The sequence below is a fragment of the Paraburkholderia sp. GAS32 genome (assembly GCF_050434225.1).
In the GTDB taxonomy this organism is placed as follows: domain Bacteria; phylum Pseudomonadota; class Gammaproteobacteria; order Burkholderiales; family Burkholderiaceae; genus Paraburkholderia; species Paraburkholderia madseniana.
Window position 1 is genome coordinate 1 of sequence record NZ_JBNPVS010000076.1, and the last position, 22049, is coordinate 22049.

The window sequence follows — 22049 nt, forward strand, 5'->3', positions numbered from 1 at the left end:
CGCATCTTGCTCGGACTACGGCTCACGCAACGCTTGCACCATTCATCGAAGCAGTGGTCCTCAGGATATATGACACAGTAAGACTAGTGTTCCGTCCCAAAAATAACTTTGCATAGCCGGGCCACTTTCTGGAGAATGGAATCGGCTGTTGCGGTCCATACGAACGGCCGCTTGTGCTGGTTGTACTGCTCCGTATAACGCTCGATACTGGCAATGAGCTGGCGCACGTTTCTGAATGACCCGCGGCGGATCGCCTGCTGCGTAATCAGGCCAAACCAGCGTTCGACCTGATTCAGCCAGCTCGAGTAGGTCGGCGTGAAGTGCATGTGGTAGCGCGTATGCCTGGCGAGCCACGCCCTGACCCTCGGATGCTTGTGTGTCGCGTAGTTATCGACGATCAGGTGCACGTCAAGGTTTGACGGGACTGCCTTGTCAATGTAGTTCAGAAAGGCGAGAAACTCCTGATGTCGATGGCGCGGTTTGCATTGTGCGATGACTTCTCCTGTTGCGGCATTGAGCGCAGCGAACAAGGTCGTGGTGCCATGCCGCACGTAATCATGCGTCACGCTCTCGAGGTACCCCAATCCCATCGGCAACATCGGCTGTGTACGCTCCAGCGCCTGGCACTGGCTCTTCTCGTCGACGCACAGCACCAGGGCGTTGGTCGGCGGGCTCAGGTACAGCCCGACAATATCGCGCACCTTCTCGACGAAGTACGGGTCAGTAGAAAGCTTGAAGCTCTTCGAGCGATGAGGCTGCACTCCGAACAGCGACAGATAGCGGGCCACCGAGCTCTTCGAAATTCCGGTCTGTGCAGCAGCAGAACGCACACTCCAGTGCGTCGTCCCATCCGGCTTCTCATGCAGCACCTTCGCCAGCAGTTCTGCCACTGCCTCATCATCATGCGCGCGCGGCCGCCCGGGGCGCGCCTCGTCATGCAGACCGGCAAGCCCACACGCAACGAACCGTTTCTTCCAGTGTGTGATCGCCGGCGGCGTTACTTCGCACTGCCTTGCAATATCCTGCGTTCTATGACCGTCTGCGGCCATCAAGACAATCTTTGCCCGGCGGACCAGCGAATGAGGCAGCGAACGCGATCGACTCATAGACAGCAATTGCTCTCTTTCCAGATCCGACACCACAACCTCGATTCCCTTGCGTCCCATGGTCAACTCCTGTTCCCTGGATTGTTCATAGAACAATCGAAATTTATGACAAGTTATTTCTGGGACGGAACACTAGTTAAGTCCATGAAGAAAATCGGGGACTGCACTTCCAATCGAGGCAAGATATCCCGCCATAGCACCGGCAACTTTTCGCACGGCAGGACGTGCGATCATTCGTTCACGCCAAGCCAGCAGGTTGGGCGTCTCTCCTGTTATCGGCGCACCCTTGCGCGCGCCGAACAACTGCGCCATGTAAAACGCAATGTCGGCATAGGAATAGGTCTCGGCCAGAAATTCGCGATTGGCAAGAACTCGTTCCATGCGTCGATAATATTGCAACGCTTCGTTGCGTGCAGTCTGCGCCGCAGGATCATCCGGCGCATCTTCAAGTCCCATCAGTCGGACAATGTGGGGAAAATAGATTTCATCGCAGCAGTGTTCGAGCTGACGCGCCATGGCGCGCGCTTCTGGATGCGCCGGCCATAAGGCGGGATTGGGCTTCAGGTCTTCAAGATACTCAAATATTTGCGTGGAATCGAAAATCTCCAGGTTGCCGTCTATTAGTACCGGCACCTGATGCTTCGGATTGACGCGCAATACGTCTGGATGTTTGGGGGCGTAACCGCGCAACTGATCAAACGGAGCCATCACCAGTTCGAAGTCGATGCCCTTCTCGTGCGCCGCGATCTCAACCTTGGCACCGAACATGCTCAGGGGTCCGGAAATTATTTTCATTTGTCTCTCTTCAATTGATCTTGTGTCTCGACAAACTCACGATCGAACGGATCGATCAGCACGTCGCGTTTGTGGGGGTGAAGGGTGTATTGGCGTAGTTCAATGACCTTGAGTTGCTTTTCGTGAATGCTCTTGTCCATATTTGACCTTCGTATTGATCGAGCAGAGGAGGGGTGTGGCAGATAATAAGTCCGTTAACATGACACCTTATGTCATGTATTTGAGGTCAGGTGTCATTTATGAAAGCTAGCCGCCTTTTGTCGATCATGATGATGCTGCAAGCGCGCGGGCGTATGACCGCACCGGCTTTGGCTGAAGCACTGGAGGTTTCCGAGCGCACGATCTTGCGCGATATCGATCAGCTCTCTAGTGCTGGTGTGCCCATCTGGGGGGATCGAGGTCGCAACGGGGGATTTCAATTACGCGAGGGTTGGAGTACCGATCTCACAGGGCTCACGGAGCACGAAGCGCACGCGCTGTTTCTGGCAGGTTTGCCTGGGCCTGCGACGGAACTGGGCTTGGACGGCATGGCAACCTCTGCGCGGCTAAAGATGATTGCCAGTCTGCCTCCGGACTCACGCGAGCAGGCTGATCGTGTCGCCAGCCGACTGCACATTGACACGGTGGATTGGTACCGTGCTCAAGAAACACCGTTATTTCTGCGTGAAGTCGCCAATGCCGTGTGGAGCTCGTACCGTATCGAAGTGAAGTATGAGAGTTGGCATGGTTTATCCCGCCGCGAACTTGAGCCGCTCGGTTTGGTGCTCAAGGGAGGTACCTGGTACCTGATTGCCAAGGTGGTGGGCAGGCCCGGCGCACTGACCTTTCGGCTAGCGAATATTAGTGAATTCAAGTCCTCCCGCCGCCGTTTCAAGCGTCCTGCGCGATTTGACCTGGCGAAGCACTGGTGTGACGCCATAGACCGCTACGAGATCGATCTTTATCGGTTGACGGCACATATCGCCGTGTCGGCGCGCGGCGAGAATTGGTTGGTCAACGCGCGTATTAAAACCGCTCCAGTTTTGCAGGGTGCAGGTAGTGCGGAGGTGCCATCAGGATGGAAAGAGTTTTTGATGCCCATCGAATCCATCGAGCACGGCGCGCGGAAGCTGTTGGGATACGGTTCAAATTTGAAGATCGTAGGGCCGTGGGAACTTAAGAATAAATTTATGGAAGAGTTGTCACAGTTGAAAGCGCTCTATAAGAGGGGCGCATAATTTTGGTGAAGAGATGAAGCCAGGAAACCTGGACAGTCCGGGAGGTGGAAAAGCGGACATGGGTTTCCTTTCTTACGACTCCGTTAGATTGTAACGGGGGCCTGAAGTCAAAAAGGCGAGGCAGCCAAACCAACCGGATCCAAGTTGGGCAAGTTGGGTGGTCTTCGCGCGTGGAAAGCTCTTAGCGGATAGTCAATGAAGGCCGTATTTGAACGACCGCTGTCGGGCGAATCGAAGGTCCGATTGAAGAGGCTGGCGTGGTTCATCGAGTGCCGGTTCTGGCTCACACGAGAATCGCCCGTGCAGCGCTGCGAAAGGTATTCGGCGTTTCGGGCTTAGCCTTTGATCGAACCACGCCGTTTTTTGCTCAACGTTCAGTCATGGTGGCGATGTTTGTGATGGCGCTTGTCCGGTCGGTAGCCGCGGGAATAGTCGTCCGCGTACGAATTGGACCGCGAAATGTTACCGCCAAGCGCTGAACCCGCGCCGCCGCCCACGGCCGCGCCGACGAGGCCGCCCGTGCGGCCGCCCATCGCGTTGCCTGCCGCTGTGCCGGCACCGCCCCCGAGCGCGCCACCGATGATGGCGCCCGTGCGTTCCCTGCGGTTTGACGTGATTGCGCCGCCGGCGCCGCCGCCGACTGCACCGCCAATGACGGAACCCGTGCTGCCGCCTACTGCGCCACCCAGGGCAGCGCCGGCTACGCCGCCGAGCGCGCCGCCAAGGGCATTGTTCATATCGCCGGCCACCGCCGGTAACGACGCTGCAGTGGTGAGCGCTGCAATGGCAACAATCTGGAAGATTCTCTTCGACATAAAAGGTCTCTGGTTTTTGGGACGGCGCCGAGTATAACCGCCCTCCGAAAGGTTTTTGTAGCGCGCCAGTTCGGACCTCGGTAAGAGGTGTAACAAAATGATCCGATGGTTTTTTGTGAAACGCTCTCGGTGCTATTGGCGTCAGGCGTTGAGGCTTGTTCGACGCCTGCCGGCACGTGCCGTAGCGTGTTCACAGTCGTGGCGACCACGGCAGGCATCCAACAACCCTCAACGACTTCTGCCGATCGCCGACAGGCAAAGTCGAACACCAACCGTCGATCGCAATCGGCTCTCAAACGACTGCTCATTGGCGAAGAACAACTGTCTCGGAGGAGCTACCGATGGGTGAAAACCGCTCTCCGCACGTTACGTTACATTCGAGGTCCGGAAGACAATGTTCCGCGCCACACGGGCGTTTCAATATCGCGACGCGCGGGAATCGATCGCCTGCGCGCCCTTGATTTGCTGAGCTTTCTTATGCACCGCACGGTGCGGTCCCATATGGTATGACCTTTGCAGTCACAACCCTAGGATTTTCATTACCGGGGGGGTGCAAGCATGAATCGCAATTTCAAAATGACGACGATCGCCATGTGCGTGTCGTCACTGATGGTTCTTCAAGGTTGTGGATCGACATTGACCACGAAGTCGCCGACGCTTGGCAGTGCTTCGGGAAGCGGCGCCATCACAGGCACGGGCGGCGGATCCGGCAGTGGTTCGGGAGGAGGGGCGGGGTCCGGCTCAGGTAACGGCACGCCGACGCCTACTCCGACGCCGACGCCTACTCCGACGCCGACGCCTACTCCGACGCCTACGCCGACGCCGACGCCGACGCCGACGCCCACGCCCACGCCCACGCCCACGCCCACGCCGACGCCTACGCCCACGCCCACGCCTACGCCCACGCCCACGCCGACGCCGACGCCGACGCCGACGCCGACGCCGACGCCCACGCCCACGCCGACGCCGACGCCGACGCCGACGCCCACGCCCACGCCCACGCCGACGCCCACGCCCACGCCCACGCCGACGCCGACGCCGACGCCGACGCCGACGCCGACGCCCACGCCGACGCCTACGCCCACGCCTACGCCTACGCCTACGCCGACGCCCACGCCCACTCCGACGCCCACGCCCACTCCGACGCCCTCCAGCGCCAACCCGCTCGGCGTCGTGGTGCAGAACACCGGCAACGTCGTCACCACGGCCGGCCAGACTGTCTCGGCCATCGGCAGCCAGATCGGTCTCACACCGATCCCTGGCGGCAACACCGCAACCGCCGCAGCGCTTGGCGGTGTGGTTTCGAATCTCGGCGCCGGAGTGTCCGCACTCGGCGCGGGCGCTTTCAACGGTCTCGGCCAGCTTGGGAACTCGACCGAGCCTCTCGGTACCACGCTCGCCAGCAGCGGCAACCTGGTCTATGACGCCGGTCAGGCCGTCAATAGCGCCGGACAGCTCGTGACCAGCCTCGGCAGCGGTCCAACTGCTCCACTCAGCCCGCTGACAAACCCGCTCGGCAGCACAATCTCCACCGTGGGCACCGCCGTCAGCAGCCTGGGCACGCAATTCGGCTCGACGCTCACCAACGGCCCGGTGCAGCAGCTCACGCAGACCATCAGCACTGCAATCACGCCAATCACCGCGACGCTCGCGCAGACCACCCAGACCGTCGGCGACACGACCGGTTTGGGTAAGCCGCTCAACGGACTGCTGTCGACCATCGGCCATGGCCTCGACACTGCGGGCAGCCAGATCGGCAGCGCCACGGGCGATCCGATCGGCAAGAACCTAGGTACCGTGGTGACCCAGTTGGGCAATACGGTTACCTCGGTCGGCGGCCTGCTGACCACAGGCGGCTCGGGCAGCGGTAATCCGCTCGGCGGCCTGACCGGCATCCTCAATCCGGGCGGCAGCTCGTCCGGCAATCCGTTGGCACCGCTCACCAACATCCTCACTTCGCTGCCCGGCACGCTGACGGCCGGACTTGGCAGTATTGGCGGTTCGACCAATCCGCTCGCACCTCTGACCGGCACGCTGACTTCGCTGACCTCCTCGCTGACCAGCATGGTCGGAGGACCCGGCAATCCATTAGCGCCGCTCACCGGCGTGCCCAACTCGGCAAGCGTCGCGCCGAACAGCGCGACAGGCAGCGCCAACAATCCGCTAGTACAAGCGACGTCAGTAGCATCATCGTCGACGGGCGCGCTACACGCCTCGGGCGGTTCAAGTGGATCCGGCACGACCAACCTGCTCGCGCCCGTGACTGGCCTCGTCAATGCCCTGACGAGTGCGCTTGGCGGCGCCGGAGGAGGGACGTCCGGGCCATCTGGCGGCGTGCTCGGTGGGCTGACATCAAGGAAGTAACGAAGGCACCACGCATGGGGGAAAACGGCGGACCGGGCAACCGGCCCGCCGATCCGCGTGGCACCATGCAACGCGCGTGATCTTACGGACATGGACGCTTGCCTCCATTTTCCGCACATCATTCTCTCAGGCGAGCGACTGGTGATATGAGAAGACAAAGGTCAACTGCCCGCCAGCTTCTTTGACGACCTTGAGCGGGATACTGGATGGGACCGCACCGTCCACCTTCATAAGCACGCGGTGCTGGTCAGCCCGCAAAAAGTGCATTTGTTGGTTGAGTACACAAGGAATCGCGCAGACGGTTCAGTGATCACATTGCACAAGAACCTCTGGGTGGTCACCTACGATGCGGATCGTTGGGGTATCAAGCAACGATCCTACTAAGGATACGGGCCGATGGCGCGCGTCCGCCTGACGCGGCTCGGCAGCAACGTCCACATAGATTTCGGCAGCGAAACGCCCGATTGACGTTGCCAGCAATCGTCAATCGAACAGGCATTGGCAAAATCCAATGGAATGATTTGCAACGTCAACGCAAACCATGCGAGTTCGAGCACGCGTAAGAGCCGGCTGCCTTGCGTGGATTGGCAGGCGGCTTAAGTCCTTCCGCTTTCGGTGCATACTCCCGCTACTACCCGCTAGGCCAAGGACCACGACTCATGGCACTAACCCCGTTGCCGCCACTCGGATGCCTGCTCGCCTTCGAAGCAAGCGCACGACACCTGAGTTTCACTCGCGCCGGCAACGAGTTGCATCTGTCACCGAGTGCGGTCAGCCGGCAGATCTCCCAACTGGAAGAATTCCTCGGGCGACGTCTTTTTTCACGTGAACACAACGCCCTGCGCCTGACGCCCGCCGGCGAAACCTATGCAATTGACGTGCGAAGCATTCTCGAGCTTTGCAGCAGCGCCACGTCGAATATGATGGCGCGGGTCGTCAAGTCGCGGCTGACCATTTCCTGCACTGCCGGGCTTTCCGCATTGTGGCTCGCGCCCCGGCTCGGCTCCTTTATCGAGATCAACCCGGACATCGATCTGCGGATCATCGTGCGTGATCATTTCGGCGTTGTCTCTTCCGCGGAGTACGACGTGGGTATCTTCTATCTGCGCAACGCAGACGTGCCCGGCACTCACACGCAGAAGCTGTTCGATGAGCAGGTCTATGCCGTCTGCTCGCCCGGCTATCTGAACGGCACACTCCTCGAACCGGCGCAATTGCTGTCGCACACGCTACTCGTACTCGAAGATGCCGAACGCAACTGGATGTCGTGGCATAGCTGGTTCGAACGCGTAGGTACGTCGCGCACCAATCCCGCCTCGACGATCATCGTGAACAGTTATCCGGTGATCACGGAACTCGCGGCGCACGGCAAAGGCATCGCGCTCGGGTGGAGCAAGGTCATCGATCTGTTGCTCGAGAATGGCACGCTCGTCAAAGCGTCGGCGGCTTCAGCGACGATGGGCGGCGCCTATTACCTGACACGCCCGCTGGAGCGAGCGGAAAGTGCGCCGGCACGACGCTTCCGTGAATGGGCCGTCGCGCAGATGACGCCGTGAGCTAAGCACGCTGACGGCTTCTCCCCGTTGCCATGCGTTTGCAAATATCGCAAACGCGAATGCGAAATTAGCGTTTCCCTCCCCCCATGTCAAAAATTACATTCAAGGGGTGCACAGACCGCGAACGTTCGCGTTAGGCAAAACCATCGGAGAGGTGACAGTCATGGCAATGGACATACCCAGCGGCGTCACGGGAGCGGTGCCCGTGGTTTCTCCTACCGCCACGCGACGTCACGCGATCTTCGCGACCGTGATTGGCAGCGGCCTCGAGTGGTTCGATTTCTCAGGGTATGCATTCTTTGCCGCCATCATCGGCAAGCTGTTTTTTCCGGCCGGCAACGAAACGACGTCACTGCTGCTTGCGCTGGCCACATTCGGTGTTGGCTTTGTGATGCGGCCGTTGGGCGGCATTCTATTCGGCATCTATGCCGACCGCGCCGGCCGAAAGCGCGCGTTGTCGCTTGCAATGCTGCTCATGGCGTTGGGTTCCGCAATCATTGCATTCGCACCGACGTATCAATCCATCGGTATTCTCGCTCCCTGCCTGATCGTGCTCGCTCGATTGCTGCAAGGGATTTCCGCAGGTGGTGAAATGGGCGGGGCGACCGCCTTCCTGACCGAGCACGCACCGAAGGACCGTCGCGCCACTTATTCAAGCTGGATCCAGACCAGTGTCGGCTTTGCCGTCGTGATTGGTAGTCTGGTGGGCACGCTGATCGTGTCGGCCCTTCCGGCCGATGCCGTGCTGCGGTGGGGCTGGCGAATTCCATTTTTCGTGGGTATGTTGATCGCGCCTGTGGGCTACTACATCCGACTGAAGATCGACGAGACTCCCGAATTCGCTACACAGAAGAAGCATGCTGAAACACCTTTGCGCGAAGTAATACGCGTCTACCCACGCCAGGTGGTATCGAGTTTGATGATGGTGGTGTTGTGGACGGTTTGCACCTACGTCATCCTGTTCTACATGCCGACGTATGCGACGCGCTATCTCGGGCTAAGCCAAAAACAGGGTTTCGTGTCGGGTGTGGTGAGCGGGGTGGTGCTGATGGTGATGGCGCCAATCGTCGGGGCTTTCTCCGACCGCGTGGGCAAGCGCCGCGTATTATCGGTGGCAGCGGTCCTGATTCTTGTCTTCAGTTATCCTCTCTTCTCATACCTGAACGCTTCTCGCAGCTTCTCGACACTTCTGATGTTTCAGGCGATCTTCGGCGTATTGATTGCTGGTTATACGGGGCCCATTCTCGCGTTGTTCGTCGAGATGTTTCCGAGCCGCGTGCGTACCACCGGTCTGTCGCTCGCCTATAACGGCGCGGTCACGATCTTTGGTGGCTTCGCCTCATTCATCATCACCTGGCTGACCAAGGTCACGGGCGATGCAGAGTCCGCCGCGTATTACATCGTGTTCGCGGCCGCCGTTAGCCTGATCGGCACTCTGTTGATGGAACCCTATCAATCCTGAGCGGAATCGCAATTTCATGAGCACTTTCGTACTTGAACGAATCAATGTCTTCGACCCCGCCAGCGGCACGCGCCGCGAAGGCGTCGACGTCTGCGTGAAGGACGGCGTCATTGCTTCGATCGGCACCGTGCCGACGTCGGTGTCGCCTGACGCCCGGTACGCGTTGCCGGGACATACGCTGCTGCCCGGCTTCATCGATTTGCATGTGCATGTAGTCACCTCCAAAACCAACCTCGGCGCGAATGCGGTGATGCCGAACTTTCTCGCCGCGCTGCGTACCGTGCCGATTGTGCGTGGCATGCTCAACCGCGGTTTTACAACGGTACGCGATGCCGGCGGCGCGGACTTCGGCATGTGCGAGGCGGTTAATACCGGCGTGCTCCTAGGGCCGCGCATTCTCTCATCGGGCAAGGCACTTTCGCAAACGGGCGGACATGGTGACTTCCGTCCGCGCAGCGACCAGTTGAGCGACGCTTGCGGTTGTCTGGGCCGTCAGGGCGCGATTGCGCGTGTCGTAGACGGCGAAGACGCAATCCGGCTCGCCGTGCGTGAAGAAATTCTTAAAGGTGCTACGCAGATCAAGGTCATGGCATCCGGTGGCGTAGCGTCGCCGAACGATTCCATCACAAACACGCAGTACTCGGAGGCAGAACTTCGGGCCGCGGTAGAGGAAGCGGAGGCGGCGGGCACTTACGTCATGGCGCATGCTTACACGCCGCGGGCGATCCGTCGCGCGATCGAATGCGGTGTGCGTTGCATCGAGCACGGCAATCTGGTGGACGAGGCGACCGCGCGCATGATGGTGGAACGCAACGTCTACATGGTGCCGACGCTTGCTACCCTTGACCATCTGTTCGCGCAGGGGCCTACGCTTGGCTTCCCGCCTGAATCGCTGGAAAAGATCGATGCGGCCCGATCTGTCGGTCGCGAGGCACTCAGGTTGCTGGCACGCGTCGGCGTCAAAGCGGGCTTCGGCTCTGACATGCTGGGAGAACTGCATACGTACCAGTCCGACGAGTTCGAGGCGCGCGCGCAGATAGTCGGGAATCTGGAGGCGATCCGTTCCGCCACATCGGTAGCAGCAGAGATCATCGGCGAAGCCGGCGTGCGAGGCACCGTTAGCGTGGGCGCGAAGGCCGACCTGGTCGTCGTGGCCGGTGACCCGGTTGAGAATCTGTCGCTATTGCTCGGTCAGGGAGAGCACATCCCGATGGTGATCAAGGCCGGAGTTTGCGTCAAACAGGCAGGACAACTGCTCGAGCCCGTGGCAGCATAACGCACGTAGCACGGCGTCCGTAGTGGCGCGCAGACATCACGTGGAGGATATAAGGATATGCAGGTCAGTCGCACAATCAGTACCGTCGAAGTCCATACCGGCGGAGAGCCGTTCCGGATCGTCACCTCGGGCCTTCCCCGCCTGCAGGGCAACTCGATCGTGGAGCGCCGTGCCTGGGTTCGCGAACACGCGGACAATATTCGCCAGGCGCTGATGTTCGAACCCCGAGGACACGCGGACATGTACGGGGGCTATCTCACGCCGCCCGTTTCACCCACGGCCGACTTCGGCATCATCTTCCTGCACAACGAAGGATATAGCGACCACTGCGGACATGGCGTGATCGCACTGGCAACGGCTGCGGTGGAGCTCGGCTGGGTGCAGCGCGAATCGCCCGAGACGCGGGTCGGCATCGACGCACCGTGCGGTTTTATCGAAGCATTCGTCAAGTGGGACGGCATGCACGCCAACGGTGTGCGATTCATTAACGTGCCATCGTTCATTTACAAGCGCGACGTGAGCGTCGAGACACCGACCTACGGGACGGTGACAGGCGATATCGCATTCGGAGGTGCGTTCTATTTCTACGCGGACGGCGCGCCGCACGGCCTCGCAATTCGTGAGTCGTCGGTCGACGTGCTCAAGCAATTCGGCGCGGAAGTGAAGATCGCTGCCAATCGTGCGTTTCCACTCGTGCATCCGCAGATTCCGGAAATCAATCATATCTACGGCACGATCATTCACGGCGCGCCAAGATTTCCCGAATCCACTCAGGCGAACTGCTGCATTTTCGCGGACCGGGAAGTGGACCGTTCTCCGACGGGTTCGGGCACTGCAGGCCGCGTGGCGCAACTGTATCTGCGTGGCGAGATTGGGCAAGACGACGTACTCGTGAATGAATCGATCATCGGCACGGTGTTTCGTGCGCGTGTTGTCGGCGAAACGCAGCTCGGCGAATTCCCCGCAGTGATTCCCGAGATCGAAGGCTCAGCTCACGTTTGTGGATTCGCCAACTGGGTCATCGACGAGCGCGATCCGCTCAAGTATGGATTCCTGGTACGTTGAGCGGTGCTGGCACACGGTTACTGGATCTTTGAATGCTAAATACCTGTAATGATTAATATTGATTCCACTGAGGTCAGCCGCTTACTTCCGCTGCCCTCGCTTGTGGCGACGCTAGCCGATGCTTTTACTCGCGAAGTCACGGTGCCATTGCGTCAGACGCTCCGATTGCCACGCGATGTCGCTCACGTTGGCACGTCCTTGCTGATGCCCGCCTGGGAGGCGTCGGGCTACTACGGCGTCAAGATCGTCAACATCTTCCCCGACAACCGTCTGCGCGGGCTGCCGGGACTGCATTCAATCTACATCCTGTTTGATGGTTCGACGGGTGTGCCGCTTGCCATTCTCGATGGCGACGCTATTACCTCGCGACGAACCGCGGCCGCATCGGCGCTCGGCGTCAAGTTGCTAGCCAACCCCGGCGCGTCGCGGCTGCTCGTGGTCGGTGCCGGCCGGGTAGGACGTCTGCTTGGGCCAGCAATAGCCAGCGTACGTCAGCTCGAGTCCGTCGAGGTATGGAACATCAATCCGCAGACCGCGCAGGCCTGCGCGGCGCAATGGCAGGAAGAGGGGCTGAACGCGCGTGCAGTGGATGATCTGGAAGCGGCCGTGCGTCGGGCCGACATCGTCAGTTGCGCGACGCTTGCGACGGAACCACTTATCAAGGCCGAATGGTTGGGCGAGGGGAGTCACCTCGATCTGGTGGGCAGCTTCACTCCCGCGATGACCGAAGCTCATCCGGCTTGCTTCGCAAACGCCGGGGTATGGGTGGATACGCGGGAAGCTGTCCAGAAGTCTGGAGACGTACTGAATGCGATAGCGGGCGGCCATCTTTCTATCGAAGCGATTCAGGGAGATCTTGCCCAACTTTGCCGAGGTGAGTGCGGGGCGCGCCAATCCCGTACGCAGCGCACGGTGTTCAAAGCAGTAGGAACGGCACTCGAGGACCTTGCGGCTGCGAAGCGGGTGTATGAGCAAAGCGCGGTGTCAGAGCGTCGATCGGCGGCCTAGTTAATCGAGGATGGGGAATTTGCGGAACGCGTGTTGAACAGTGATTGCTCGGAAGCGGACATGCGGTGTCTCGCTTCCTGCGCTAGACGCTGTTGCGTTCCGCATGCAGCGGCTGGACATCTTATGCGCCGCTCCTTAGCGAAGTGCAGCCGCTACCGCCTCGTCAATCTGCGGCGCAAAGCGTGCTTCAACATTGGGTACCGCGTAGCCAATTGACAGTTCCAGATACGCGTCGCCAAGCACCAACTGAACGAATGTCGCTGCCCGCAATGCAGCAGTTGATTCGTCAAATCGCCTTCGCAGAATTTTTGCGGCGAAGGCACGCACGACCTTTGCGCCATTTTCGTAAAACACCTGGCCGAGTTCCGGAAGACGCTCGGCCTCAGCAACGATGGCGCGGTAAAGCCGCAGATTATCCAGCGTAATAAGGCTTCGTGCCAGCAACCATCCCAACGCGCGCAACTCGACTTCGGGTGCGCCATCGGTTTGCTCGCCCTGAGCGCTGGCAAGCAGCGCGCCCACCTGAGCGCACATCTCGCTCACCACACCAACGAAGAGCGCCTCCTTCGACTTGAAGTGGCGGTAGACCGTCTGTTTGCCGACGCCAGCGGCTGCGGCGACATCGTCCATCGTTGCCAAACCGAAACCCTCGCGCAAGAAAACGGTTTTCGCGCCGTTGAGGATTGCAGACCGCTTGCGGCATTGCAGCGGGCTCAGGCCGGGGAGAGAAGAAGTGTCCATGCGAGATAAATAACAGATCGTTGAGTAGTTGACAAGACTGGGCAGTCTCGTTTAGATTCGTCAAAACGAGACCAACCAGTCTCGTTGTATGACTTTTCAACTTCGCAGCCAATCATTGGAGAACGCTTTGAAACTGTTCATTACAGGTGGTACTGGCTTCATCGGGCAAGCGGTCGCGCGCAAGGCAATCACCCTCGGTCATCAGGTGACGGCGCTGGTGCGCGAGGACAGCTCGGCGGCCGCCAGCGTGCTGGCGCGCCTCGGTGTGACACTGCATTCCGGCGACCTGCGCGAGCCACAGTCTTTCGCTGCGACTGCCGGTACCGCTGATGGCGTGGTGCACGCCGCGTCGACCAACGATGCTTCCGCCGGTGCGGTTGATGAGGCCGCGGCTGTAGCGATGCTTTCGCATTTGCATCCGGGCGCGGCGTTTGTCTATACGTCGGGCATCTGGGTCTACGGCAATACGGAGGGGGAGCCCGCGACTGAAGCATCGGCGCTGAACCCGACACCACTCATCGCCTGGCGGCCCGCAGTGGAACAACAGGTGCTGGCGCTAGCAGCACGCCGCTCGATTGCTGCAGTGATCCTCAGGCCGGCGATGGTGCACGGCTACGGCGGCGGCGTCTTCGGCATGCTTGCCGGCATGGTCCGTCAGACCGGCAGTGTGAGGATCGTTGGCGATGGTCGCAACCACTGGCCTGCCGTTCACGTCGATGATCTCGCCACGGCCTACCTGAGCGCGATGGAGCGGGCGGCAAGTGGGGACGGTCGAGTCGCGGGACAGATCTTCAACGTGGTCGCGGAAGATGCCGTTGCCGTTGCCGAAATGGGTGAAGCGATTCGGGCCTCGGTCGGCGCCGATCGCGTCGAACCCTGGCCGCTCGACGATGCTCGCAAATCGTTTGGACCGTTCGCTGACGCACTGGCGCTCGATCAGACAGTAAGCGGCCACCATGCCCGGCAAGTTCTTGCGTGGCAGCCCCATGGCCCCGGCCTGATTGCGGACCTCTCTGTACAAAAGCACTTTCAGCAAATCAACGGAGCATGACCATGGCGTGGAACAGTGCATCTTACGAGTCGATTCTCGCGATGATCGTAGCGGTTCTGTTCGCGGTTGCTGGGGTGGTCAATCTCACAGGACGCGGCGCGGTGAAGCGCGACTTCGCACGCTGGGGTTACCCGGCATGGTTTCATTTGCTCTGTGGCGCTCTTGAGCTGTTGTGTGCGGCACTTCTTTTTGGACAACAAACCAGAGTTTTGGGCCTAACGCTGGCCGGTGCGATCCTGGTCGTCGTGCTCTTCACATTGCTACGAAACCGGGAGTTGTTCGGGCATCTCGCCCCGGCGCTGATCTTCTCGGCTCTCGTTGTGGCTACTGTGGCGCTCCGCGGTTGAGGCTTGCTCGCCACCAGACGGGTGAGCCCGGGACGCTACCAGGCGGCGCTCAGCTGTTGATCCAGACGCGTGCCTGCTCCAGCTCGTTGAGGTGGAACGCCTTGACTTCGGCCTTCGTAAAGAACCGCGCCAGATGCATCGAGGCACGGATCCAGCCCGCATCGGCCACTACGGCGGCGCGCGTGACCTTGCGTGCCACGGGAACGCCGAGCGTTATATCGGTCCACAGCGCCTTCGGCTCGATGCCGGTGAAATTCTCGATGCGTTCGAGCACGCGGGTCTTGCCGTTCAGTTCGAGATCACCACGCATGCGCTCAATGGCTTCGCGCAGATCGTGGTCGGTGATTTTGCCTTCGACGGAAATTTCGATGACAGGGGAATCGGGCTCGGTGTGATACAGGATCATGGCAAGACCGCCTGACTAGGGAGACGTTACACGCTCAGGCGCGGCGCGGATGAGCCTAGCGTTCGATAATTTCTTCACGATACCCCTTTTCACACGGCTCGGTTAGCCAGGTTTAGCGCCGTTTAGAGTACGTTGACGGCCCGCCCCGTTACCATCTTCCCGCCCGTGCGAAACGTGCCGCTGCATGGCCAGACGTTCGGTTTATCGCTCGCCCATTCCTGCTCGTCAGGTCCCCCATTGCTGTTATTCGTCTGATGAAATCCGTGATCAGTGGTTTACCATGGTTGGCTCACGTCGTTTGCAGGAGCCGTCAGTAAGTATGATGAATACCCGAAAGATTTTGATGATTATTGGAGGGCTCCTGCTCGTAGCAGCAGGGACCACGTACTTGATGCTCCTTCAGGCGGACCGCCGCTCAATGGCAGAAGTCACGGCCGCCATGCATGAGTCCGCACACCCTTCCGTCGTCGATTCGCGCGTCGGCGATCACGTGACAGAAGGCAGCATCGACCAATCGAAGCCGTCCGGCGCGATCACGAAAAGCACTGCCATCGCGCAGGAGCCGGTGGTTCCCGCGCCTGCTTCTGCTCCTGCTCCTGCTCTGGCAGTAGCACCTGCGCCCATGACGGCCGCGCCCGCATCCAGCCCGGCCGCCGCACAAGTCACCGCGCAACCGAAACCTGACGCACAACCAAAGCAGGCGCCGTCGACGGCCGTCGCGTCGGTGAACGTGCAGGACTCGGGTGCGCCGAAGGTGGTTCCGGCGCACCGCGCCCAGCGTGGACGAGACGGTTTGGACCATCGCGCGATAACGACTCAAGGCGCGACACCGGAAACGGACGAACTGGTCAGGGAATCGGCGAAGCTCGATCCATCGTTGCCTCCGCCGGATAAGTCAGCTGCTCGCGCCACCACGGACCAACGTAGCTCCAAGCCAGGCACCGGCTCGAATCCGGTCGCGGCCGCGATGACGGATCAGCTCGTCAAGGAATCGGCGAAGCTCGATCCTTCGCTGCCGCCGCCCAAGTAACCGACTTCTCCGGGAGCACGTGCGGCTGCATGAACTCTCCCGACACTAGTCACCTTGCCCCGCTGGCGATAGCGGCGGCAAGACAGTCTCGCTGCGACTGAAGACGTGACCGGGCGGTCATAAGCGCGTCGAGGGACGCTAGCTCCTTGTCACGAGATCCCAAACGCTGAAGCAGCGAAATGTGCTCCCTTCGCACTGCAATCACGCCTTCAAGCGTCACCAGGGCTTGCTCAACTTCACGGAGTTGCCGTCGCAGCTTATCGGTCATTTCAACCCTCCCGACGGACGAGCGCCTCCTGTTCGTACTGGACACGCTCCACCGGCTCAAATGCGCGTGGCTCTCGTTGCTAATGCCGAAGGCTGCGGACAATCCGGCGAGCTTCCCTGATTCCCAATAGCACTCTCTTAAGGGCGTAGTGGATTGACGCGGACTCGCTTGGCGCAACGTGATCGTACGGGCGCGGTTTCGCTTGAGGCGTTCTCTCGCGTCCATAGTGGACTCCCCAAGGCACTGTATAAACGTACAGTATCGCGAGTTGCGCGTAAAGACCTAGACTTATCATTCCGACACAAACTCGGAGCGTGCCATGGTCAGCAAGACTATCCGCCGGACATTTTCCGGTCTGACTTCGACGTTTTCGCCAGCGCCGAAAGGCAAGCAAGGGGTTGCATATACCGTGAAATCGGCCCAGCAACGCGCCGACGAAGCTTGGAGACGCGCGACGCACGGAGTCCACAGTTCCGTACTCAGTAAAGATCCGAAAGCGTGATTTTCGGAAACCAGAAGCAAGACCGAGCCTGCCGTCCGAATTAGCTGTGATCGAAGCCGGAGACGAATTATGACTGCGCCGCAAAAACTTTACGGTGTGACGCTGAAGCCCCAAGCCAAGGCTCCGCGCAAGCTGATCGAAGTCCCCGACCCCGAGGCGCGCCCCGACCTTTTGGAAGCCGTTCGCCGAGCCGTGACGGAGAATCGGGAAGTTGGGGAGCGACGACCCCGAAAATAATTCGATCTAGTCTTAGACGCGTCCCTCGACCGCAATCGGTCAACGGCTAAGTTGGGTCGAACCGAGCCGTCCGCGTCAGGCAGCGACCGGTCATCTGTGGTCCTTGGTCACTGCACCTGCACCGGCATTCTAACGTCGGCTATGCATTGCACTGCGGACATCAACTCGTCTACCGTGTTTGCAGTCTCGTTGGACTCCTGTGAAGAAGGAGGGGTCACAAGGGACAATCGCCCGCTCAATTGGGCATCACCTGATAGGCGCGTATTTAGTCCAGAGCCGCTCGCACCTCACGAAGAATCTCTTCCGAGAGTTCAGGGTCATCAACCGCGCGAGCCAGAATGATGGCTCCGACGATGCTCGAAAGCGTATGAATCGCATCGCGACGAGCATTTTTCTTTTTTGCCTTTGCAAGTGGCTCGGCTAGACCTCTGAGCGTACCCTCCACATGCCGCGTGAAGTGAGCCACATCAGTTCATCGAACGGCATCGCCATCTCCTGACGTAGCACCTCTCAAACAAGCAAGGTTTCCTTGCTCGTTTATCTTTTGGTTAGCCCACGTGTGCGAGGACGCGTGTCGTGCAAACCTTGGGGCGGCCGGTCGCGCAGCAGCAGGGGCATCAAACGCCGGTTGGCTGTCTGCGCCGCCCACTCGCAATATGCGGCGCTGCCGAGCACCCAGCCCTTGAGCGTCGACTGCATCAGGTCATTGACCTCGCGTTCGTCAAGAGGCTGTACGCCCAAATCGCGGTAAGCCTGGTGGCGCTCGAACGGCGTATTGCCGAGCGCCCGGTAGAGTGGATGGTCCTTGATGAAGTTATCGACACGCAGCCCGATGTGGTGCGTGTAGCTAGACCATTGATAGTTTCCCGGCTCGGCTACAAGGCGGTTGCGCACCGGCGCATGATCGATGACCTGGCTCGCGAGCAGGAAATATCGATCGGGCTCAATCACTGTTGCCCGGTACTCGCCACGCCACACCGCACCGCGGCGTCCATGGCGGCGGTTGAAGGTCTCGACATAGCGACGGCCGACCGCTTGCATCGCCACGGGCACGCTCGACTCGTATGAAGGCGTGACGAGGAACTGTATCGCGTCAGGCATGAGCACCCATGCGTGGACTGCCAGATCGGCGACGCGCGCTGCGTCTGCCAGGCAGGCGAGGAAGTACAGGTAGTCTCCTTCGTCCAGGAATGCGGGCCCCGTGAGCCCCTGCAAGATAACGTGCTGAGGTTGTTCTGGGACGTAGTGCCGTGCAAGCCGTGCCATGCTGAATTAACCGGAAATCCGATGTGAGAAAGCGATCCGACAGATCTCGAACGCGCGACAGTGTGTCACGTGTGTATAGGACGAAATTCTATCGGTCATATGCTTGCGTTTACATCACGAACAGGCCTTTTTTCTGGCCTCTTTTCGCTGATTTGCCGATCGATACAAACATCTGTTTTATGCCGCCGCTGAATAGCAGCGCCGCGCTATACCCCTCCAGATGCTTTGCCTGCGCGTCATCCGGCACCAATACATCAAGCGGCACGACGGAGCGGCGGTCGAAGCGCCATGGTCTCCATTCGCATCCCACCTGAACCGGTCAAAGCCCAGCGTAATGTGGTTTTCGAATTTTATAGGTAGGTATCCGAACGATAACGATCGTTTCCAATCCCTTCGCGGTTGGCGTCACGGGCTACAACGGGCAGGGGGATACCCGGCCCGTTGTAGCGTTAGATGCACATGGCGTTGCGCAAACAAATCGGACGGATCGTGCCTTCGATCACGCTGTTTTGATGAGTCCGAGTTGCTGCAGAGCGGTCACGCCGTCGTCCAGGCCGATTTCTTCAACGATTCTGCCGTCTTTTAGCTGGAGCACAGTCGTGCCAGTGAAACGCATTTTCCGTCCGGTCGCAGCCGGCAACGATCCAATGAGGAAATCGCTGAATGCCGGACCGGTATGCGTGCCGCCACCTTCCCAACGACCGACTACATAGTCCCCCTCGGCGATGAGATCAGCGGCGCCCCAGAAGTTGAGATCCGGGAATGCTTCGCGGAAATCGGTCATGAATGCCTTGATGTCCTCGCGGCCACGGCGCGGCTCGTGCAGCGAGTAGCGCAGAAGCATGTCGGGAGCGGCAAGCTCGTCGACGATTTCGAGGTTGCAGGTCTTGCCCCAGAAATCGGTGAACCAGCGGCCGACGATGGCCTTGTTGTCATCTTCCTTGGACATGGTGAATTCCTCATTGACTGTGGTTGAAAGAGAGATGCACGATCGCCCCTCTCTGCCTGAACAATATTGGCGCGAGCAGTCAGCAGCCCCCCGTTTCTTGCTGCAATACTCGAAGAACCACCATGCGGCTTGTGATGACTATGGTCACTATTGCGTGCCGTTCGTAGGCAACCGCGCCAGCGGTCAAAGGCGACAAAACCGCATAACTGTGCGCGTTAAGCGTGGCTCTACGTTCATCGCAATTGAACAGCAAGAAACGGAGTGCCCGTACCGATCTGCTGCGCTAGCTTGAGCATTCGATCCCGCACTAGCCGAGGTCGGCGGACGACGCGCGGCGCGTCCGAACCACACTTATCTCGCAGGCGCCCGACATGCCAATTCTTTCATCGTCATCGTCATCGCGCTCGCCTGCCTTTCATCGACTGGAGTTCGACCATGTTGCCATTTCTCTCGCTTCACGCTCTTGCAGCACAACGCGGCGACGGACTGCGCCCTGAACTTCTCGCCTTGTTCGAACGCCATGCCAGATTGGAGACTGGTCTGGTTGCCATCATCGAACCTGTCGAAACAGAACTTCCCTCCCAAGCGGTAGACGTTGTTCCCAAAGTCCCTGTGGCGCCGTGCGGTGCCGATGAGTCTTCGGCGGAGGTCTCATGCCGCTGCGAAAACGGACAGCGGGAAGCGAGTTCTGGATGACTCAAGCGGGGCGAAAGTGCGTGTTCGCTGAAGCTGGGATCGGGTGTTCGTGCGCCGGGACGACGAACGTCCAGTCAGTGGCAGTTAGCGGAAGGGCTCGCGCCGATGGGCGAGGGCGGCCTCGGTCAAACACACGCCACCCTCGTCCTATCTCCCCCTTATCCATTCGGCCAAGATCAAACATTTAGCCTACAAGGTTGAAGGCAACCTTGGTGGTCTCCCTTATAATTACCAAGTCGTCGGGAAACACCCGGCGGCCGGGTTTAGCAGCCTGTAGTCGAAAACCGCACACCCGCCCAGGCGGGCGTGCGTCTGCCTCTGCACGTCTATATTTCTATGGGCGGGCCGTGGTGGGGAGCCGCAAGGCTCGCCGGTTTGTTTTCGACCCGGTCTGCTAACCTGCTACGTGCCCGCTCACCCCCTTCCCAAGCGAGTGTCGGGCGATCCAAGAAGTAACAGGGAGATCGCACCATGAGCAAGTCCACAAAAAATCAACCCGCTTCACGTCCGCCTGTCGACGCACTCCAGTACGAAAAGCTTGCGCTGTCCGCCTTCGATTTATGCGACCGGCACCTGGCTCAACTGGATACCTTGATCACACTTGCGTCCTCGATATGTAGGAATCCTTCCATCACGCTTGAGGAAAGACGGCGTCGTCAAACGCTTCTTGAATTGCTGGTGGACACGGCGGAGCAATATCAGCAGGAACTCGAATGCGACCGCGAGTTGTACAAGGTGATTGCGCTCGATGCGAAGGGCGTTCCGCAAAGCCGCATCACGGCACGCCACGCAGCGAACCTGCTTGCGGAAGAGGTGGCACAACGAGCAGTCGAACCGACAGCCACCGCAAACGCTTCACAACGCCAAAACCCGGCAGAGAAAACTGCCGCAGCGTTAAGAACCCACACGGATCAGCAACCGGTCGTCGCGCAACACTAGGCGATCAAGAAGGGCGGGCGAGTGGTAGCGCGGCGCGTCCGAATCGTTGGAACGCCAACTGCGACTCGCCTCTCAGGTATGTTGTCGCCGACAGTGGATGGATTCATACCAATCTTCCTCGCGACCCACGCGCTGAGAAAATGAACGTAACCCACACTCCACCGTGATTCTCTATGGAAAATTACTTCGACAGCCCATTCAAGGGGAAGCCGCTTTCCGAGCAGGTGACCAATCCCAACATCATCGTGGGGCGTTACAGCTACTACTCTGGTTACTACCACGGACACCCGTTCGATGACTGTGCACGCTACCTTGGGTCAGATCGCAAAGTCGGGGACCTGCTGATCATCGGTAGCTTCTGCTCCATCGGAAGTGGCGCCACGTTCATGATGGCGGGCAATCAAGGGCACCGGAACGATTGGGTCACCACATTTCCGTTTTTCTACATGCAGGAAGAGCCTGCGTTTGCCGACGCCTGTGACGCATTCGAACCTGCCGGCGACACGATTGTCGGGAGCGATGTCTGGATCGGTTCCGAGGCGATGATTATGCCAGGCGTCCACATTGGTCATGGTGCTGTGATCGGAAGTCGCGCTCTCGTAACGAAGAATGTAGAGGCCTATACGGTCGTCGGCGGGAATCCAGCGAAGCCGATTCGAAAGCGGTTTTCGGACGGCGAAATTGAAATGCTTCTAGAGATGAACTGGTGGGACTGGCCGCTCGAACGGATTGGCAAGTCGATGAAGTTGTTCTGCTCGACTGATATCGCAGCACTGTATGAGCACTGGCGGGAATCATCGCTGTCCGGACGCTGATGCAGCGCTCGCGGCAGTGCCTCTGATTGCCCGCGTTGGACAACGCGCCCCGTCGCCTCGGGGTCGAGACATGCCGAACGCATGAGGCAGTGAGCGGCCAGTTACGGTCAGCCACGTAGCGTTGGTGACTGGCCGGTT

At 59.7% G+C, this 22049-nt stretch carries 20 protein-coding genes and 2 pseudogenes; 13 read left to right on the forward strand and 9 right to left on the reverse strand.

The window, feature by feature from the left end:
• Positions 1 to 83: 83 nt before the first annotated feature.
• The 3 genes from P3T25_RS45760 to P3T25_RS45770 form a co-directional block, all read right to left on the reverse strand.
• Positions 84 to 1166 carry an IS630 family transposase gene (locus P3T25_RS45760; RefSeq protein ID WP_429364144.1) on the reverse strand — a complete coding sequence of 361 codons (1083 nt, stop codon included), beginning with the start codon at positions 1164 to 1166 and terminating at the stop codon, positions 84 to 86.
• A gap of 72 nt (positions 1167 to 1238) precedes the next feature.
• On the reverse strand, positions 1239 to 1901 hold the full coding sequence (locus tag P3T25_RS45765) for a glutathione S-transferase family protein (protein ID WP_154563901.1): 663 nt from the start codon (positions 1899 to 1901) through the stop codon (positions 1239 to 1241).
• The gene (locus P3T25_RS45770; protein WP_429364146.1) at positions 1898 to 2041 is read right to left on the reverse strand and encodes a hypothetical protein; all 144 of its coding nucleotides are present in this window, start codon (positions 2039 to 2041) and stop codon (positions 1898 to 1900) included. The genes P3T25_RS45765 and P3T25_RS45770 overlap by 4 nt, the downstream gene beginning before the upstream one ends.
• A 99-nt stretch (positions 2042 to 2140) precedes the next feature.
• Here P3T25_RS45770 and P3T25_RS45775 point away from each other — a divergent pair, with 99 nt between their 5' ends.
• Positions 2141 to 3118, forward strand: coding sequence for a helix-turn-helix transcriptional regulator (locus tag P3T25_RS45775; RefSeq protein ID WP_429364148.1), 978 nt, complete (start codon positions 2141 to 2143; stop codon positions 3116 to 3118).
• 374 nt (positions 3119 to 3492) lie between these two features.
• Here the strand turns inward: P3T25_RS45775 and P3T25_RS45780 are convergent, their stop codons facing one another.
• Positions 3493 to 3933, reverse strand: a complete 441-nt coding sequence (locus P3T25_RS45780; protein ID WP_429364150.1) for a hypothetical protein — start codon at positions 3931 to 3933, stop codon at positions 3493 to 3495.
• A gap of 1065 nt (positions 3934 to 4998) precedes the next feature.
• On the opposite strand from P3T25_RS45780, the pseudogene P3T25_RS45785 reads away from it, so the two are divergent.
• The 6 genes and pseudogenes from P3T25_RS45785 to P3T25_RS45810 all read left to right on the forward strand — a co-directional run.
• Positions 4999 to 6297, forward strand: a pseudogene (locus P3T25_RS45785) (collagen-like triple helix repeat-containing protein); the annotation flags it as partial.
• A 659-nt stretch (positions 6298 to 6956) separates the two neighbouring features.
• Positions 6957 to 7853, forward strand: coding sequence for a LysR substrate-binding domain-containing protein (locus P3T25_RS45790; RefSeq protein ID WP_429364152.1), 897 nt, complete (start codon positions 6957 to 6959; stop codon positions 7851 to 7853).
• 169 nt (positions 7854 to 8022) lie between these two features.
• A complete protein-coding gene (locus tag P3T25_RS45795; protein WP_429364183.1) occupies positions 8023 to 9315 on the forward strand; it encodes an MFS transporter in 1293 nt (430 codons plus the stop codon).
• 16 nt (positions 9316 to 9331) lie between these two features.
• A complete protein-coding gene (locus tag P3T25_RS45800; protein WP_429364154.1) occupies positions 9332 to 10591 on the forward strand; it encodes an amidohydrolase family protein in 1260 nt (419 codons plus the stop codon).
• Positions 10592 to 10648: 57 nt separating this feature from the next.
• Positions 10649 to 11656 (forward strand): trans-3-hydroxy-L-proline dehydratase, encoded by a 1008-nt coding sequence (gene lhpH / locus P3T25_RS45805; protein WP_429364156.1) that lies wholly within the window; start codon positions 10649 to 10651, stop codon positions 11654 to 11656.
• 48 nt (positions 11657 to 11704) lie between these two features.
• On the forward strand, positions 11705 to 12664 hold the full coding sequence (locus tag P3T25_RS45810) for an ornithine cyclodeaminase family protein (protein ID WP_429364158.1): 960 nt from the start codon (positions 11705 to 11707) through the stop codon (positions 12662 to 12664).
• Positions 12665 to 12799: 135 nt separating this feature from the next.
• Here the strand turns inward: P3T25_RS45810 and P3T25_RS45815 are convergent, their stop codons facing one another.
• On the reverse strand, positions 12800 to 13405 hold the full coding sequence (locus tag P3T25_RS45815) for a TetR/AcrR family transcriptional regulator (RefSeq protein ID WP_154563935.1): 606 nt from the start codon (positions 13403 to 13405) through the stop codon (positions 12800 to 12802).
• A 127-nt stretch (positions 13406 to 13532) separates the two neighbouring features.
• Between P3T25_RS45815 and P3T25_RS45820 the strand changes: the two genes are divergently transcribed.
• Both P3T25_RS45820 and P3T25_RS45825 read left to right on the forward strand, forming a co-directional pair.
• On the forward strand, positions 13533 to 14456 hold the full coding sequence (locus tag P3T25_RS45820) for an NAD-dependent epimerase/dehydratase family protein (protein WP_429364161.1): 924 nt from the start codon (positions 13533 to 13535) through the stop codon (positions 14454 to 14456).
• 2 nt (positions 14457 to 14458) lie between these two features.
• Entirely contained in the window at positions 14459 to 14803 is a 345-nt protein-coding gene (locus P3T25_RS45825; RefSeq protein ID WP_429364163.1) for a DoxX family protein, read from the forward strand.
• 49 nt (positions 14804 to 14852) lie between these two features.
• Here P3T25_RS45825 and P3T25_RS45830 read toward each other — a convergent pair whose 3' ends face one another.
• On the reverse strand, positions 14853 to 15209 hold the full coding sequence (locus P3T25_RS45830; protein ID WP_429364165.1) for an STAS/SEC14 domain-containing protein: 357 nt from the start codon (positions 15207 to 15209) through the stop codon (positions 14853 to 14855).
• A gap of 184 nt (positions 15210 to 15393) precedes the next feature.
• On the opposite strand from P3T25_RS45830, the gene P3T25_RS45835 reads away from it, so the two are divergent.
• Both P3T25_RS45835 and P3T25_RS45840 read left to right on the forward strand, forming a co-directional pair.
• Entirely contained in the window at positions 15394 to 16239 is an 846-nt protein-coding gene (locus P3T25_RS45835) for a hypothetical protein (protein ID WP_429364167.1), read from the forward strand.
• Positions 16240 to 17078: 839 nt separating this feature from the next.
• A complete protein-coding gene (locus P3T25_RS45840) occupies positions 17079 to 17246 on the forward strand; it encodes a hypothetical protein (RefSeq protein WP_154563941.1) in 168 nt (55 codons plus the stop codon).
• Between the two features lie 548 nt (positions 17247 to 17794).
• Here P3T25_RS45840 and P3T25_RS45845 read toward each other — a convergent pair.
• The 3 genes and pseudogenes from P3T25_RS45845 to P3T25_RS45855 form a co-directional block, all read right to left on the reverse strand.
• Positions 17795 to 18512, reverse strand: a pseudogene (locus tag P3T25_RS45845) (transposase).
• Between the two features lie 109 nt (positions 18513 to 18621).
• Positions 18622 to 18777, reverse strand: a complete 156-nt coding sequence (locus P3T25_RS45850) for a hypothetical protein (protein ID WP_429364169.1) — start codon at positions 18775 to 18777, stop codon at positions 18622 to 18624.
• A 234-nt stretch (positions 18778 to 19011) separates the two neighbouring features.
• Positions 19012 to 19461, reverse strand: coding sequence for an ester cyclase (locus P3T25_RS45855; RefSeq protein ID WP_154563947.1), 450 nt, complete (start codon positions 19459 to 19461; stop codon positions 19012 to 19014).
• 1167 nt (positions 19462 to 20628) lie between these two features.
• Here P3T25_RS45855 and P3T25_RS45860 point away from each other — a divergent pair.
• Together P3T25_RS45860 and catB are read left to right on the forward strand one after the other, a co-directional pair.
• Positions 20629 to 21096 carry a hypothetical protein gene (locus P3T25_RS45860; protein ID WP_429364171.1) on the forward strand — a complete coding sequence of 156 codons (468 nt, stop codon included), beginning with the start codon at positions 20629 to 20631 and terminating at the stop codon, positions 21094 to 21096.
• Positions 21097 to 21269: 173 nt separating this feature from the next.
• Entirely contained in the window at positions 21270 to 21911 is a 642-nt protein-coding gene (gene catB / locus P3T25_RS45865) for a type B chloramphenicol O-acetyltransferase (RefSeq protein ID WP_429364173.1), read from the forward strand.
• Positions 21912 to 22049 lie beyond the last annotated feature (138 nt).

Excerpts from the sequence above, each read along its gene's own strand:
- P3T25_RS45825 (WP_429364163.1), top strand. The coding sequence starts at position 14,459 with ATGGCGTGGAACAGTGCATCTTACGAGTCGATTCTCGCGATGATCGTA.
- P3T25_RS45780 (WP_429364150.1), bottom strand. The coding sequence starts at position 3,933 with ATGTCGAAGAGAATCTTCCAGATTGTTGCCATTGCAGCGCTCACCACT.
- P3T25_RS45760 (WP_429364144.1), bottom strand. The coding sequence starts at position 1,166 with ATGGGACGCAAGGGAATCGAGGTTGTGGTGTCGGATCTGGAAAGAGAG.
- P3T25_RS45800 (WP_429364154.1), top strand. The coding sequence starts at position 9,332 with ATGAGCACTTTCGTACTTGAACGAATCAATGTCTTCGACCCCGCCAGC.
- P3T25_RS45810 (WP_429364158.1), top strand. The coding sequence starts at position 11,705 with ATGATTAATATTGATTCCACTGAGGTCAGCCGCTTACTTCCGCTGCCC.
- P3T25_RS45790 (WP_429364152.1), top strand. The coding sequence starts at position 6,957 with ATGGCACTAACCCCGTTGCCGCCACTCGGATGCCTGCTCGCCTTCGAA.
- lhpH (WP_429364156.1), top strand. The coding sequence starts at position 10,649 with ATGCAGGTCAGTCGCACAATCAGTACCGTCGAAGTCCATACCGGCGGA.
- P3T25_RS45795 (WP_429364183.1), top strand. The coding sequence starts at position 8,023 with ATGGACATACCCAGCGGCGTCACGGGAGCGGTGCCCGTGGTTTCTCCT.
- P3T25_RS45860 (WP_429364171.1), top strand. The coding sequence starts at position 20,629 with ATGAGCAAGTCCACAAAAAATCAACCCGCTTCACGTCCGCCTGTCGAC.
- P3T25_RS45765 (WP_154563901.1), bottom strand. The coding sequence starts at position 1,901 with ATGAAAATAATTTCCGGACCCCTGAGCATGTTCGGTGCCAAGGTTGAG.
- P3T25_RS45815 (WP_154563935.1), bottom strand. The coding sequence starts at position 13,405 with ATGGACACTTCTTCTCTCCCCGGCCTGAGCCCGCTGCAATGCCGCAAG.
- P3T25_RS45775 (WP_429364148.1), top strand. The coding sequence starts at position 2,141 with ATGAAAGCTAGCCGCCTTTTGTCGATCATGATGATGCTGCAAGCGCGC.
- P3T25_RS45835 (WP_429364167.1), top strand. The coding sequence starts at position 15,394 with ATGGCCAGACGTTCGGTTTATCGCTCGCCCATTCCTGCTCGTCAGGTC.
- catB (WP_429364173.1), top strand. The coding sequence starts at position 21,270 with ATGGAAAATTACTTCGACAGCCCATTCAAGGGGAAGCCGCTTTCCGAG.
- P3T25_RS45855 (WP_154563947.1), bottom strand. The coding sequence starts at position 19,461 with ATGTCCAAGGAAGATGACAACAAGGCCATCGTCGGCCGCTGGTTCACC.
- P3T25_RS45830 (WP_429364165.1), bottom strand. The coding sequence starts at position 15,209 with ATGATCCTGTATCACACCGAGCCCGATTCCCCTGTCATCGAAATTTCC.
- P3T25_RS45770 (WP_429364146.1), bottom strand. The coding sequence starts at position 2,041 with ATGGACAAGAGCATTCACGAAAAGCAACTCAAGGTCATTGAACTACGC.
- P3T25_RS45840 (WP_154563941.1), top strand. The coding sequence starts at position 17,079 with ATGACTGCGCCGCAAAAACTTTACGGTGTGACGCTGAAGCCCCAAGCC.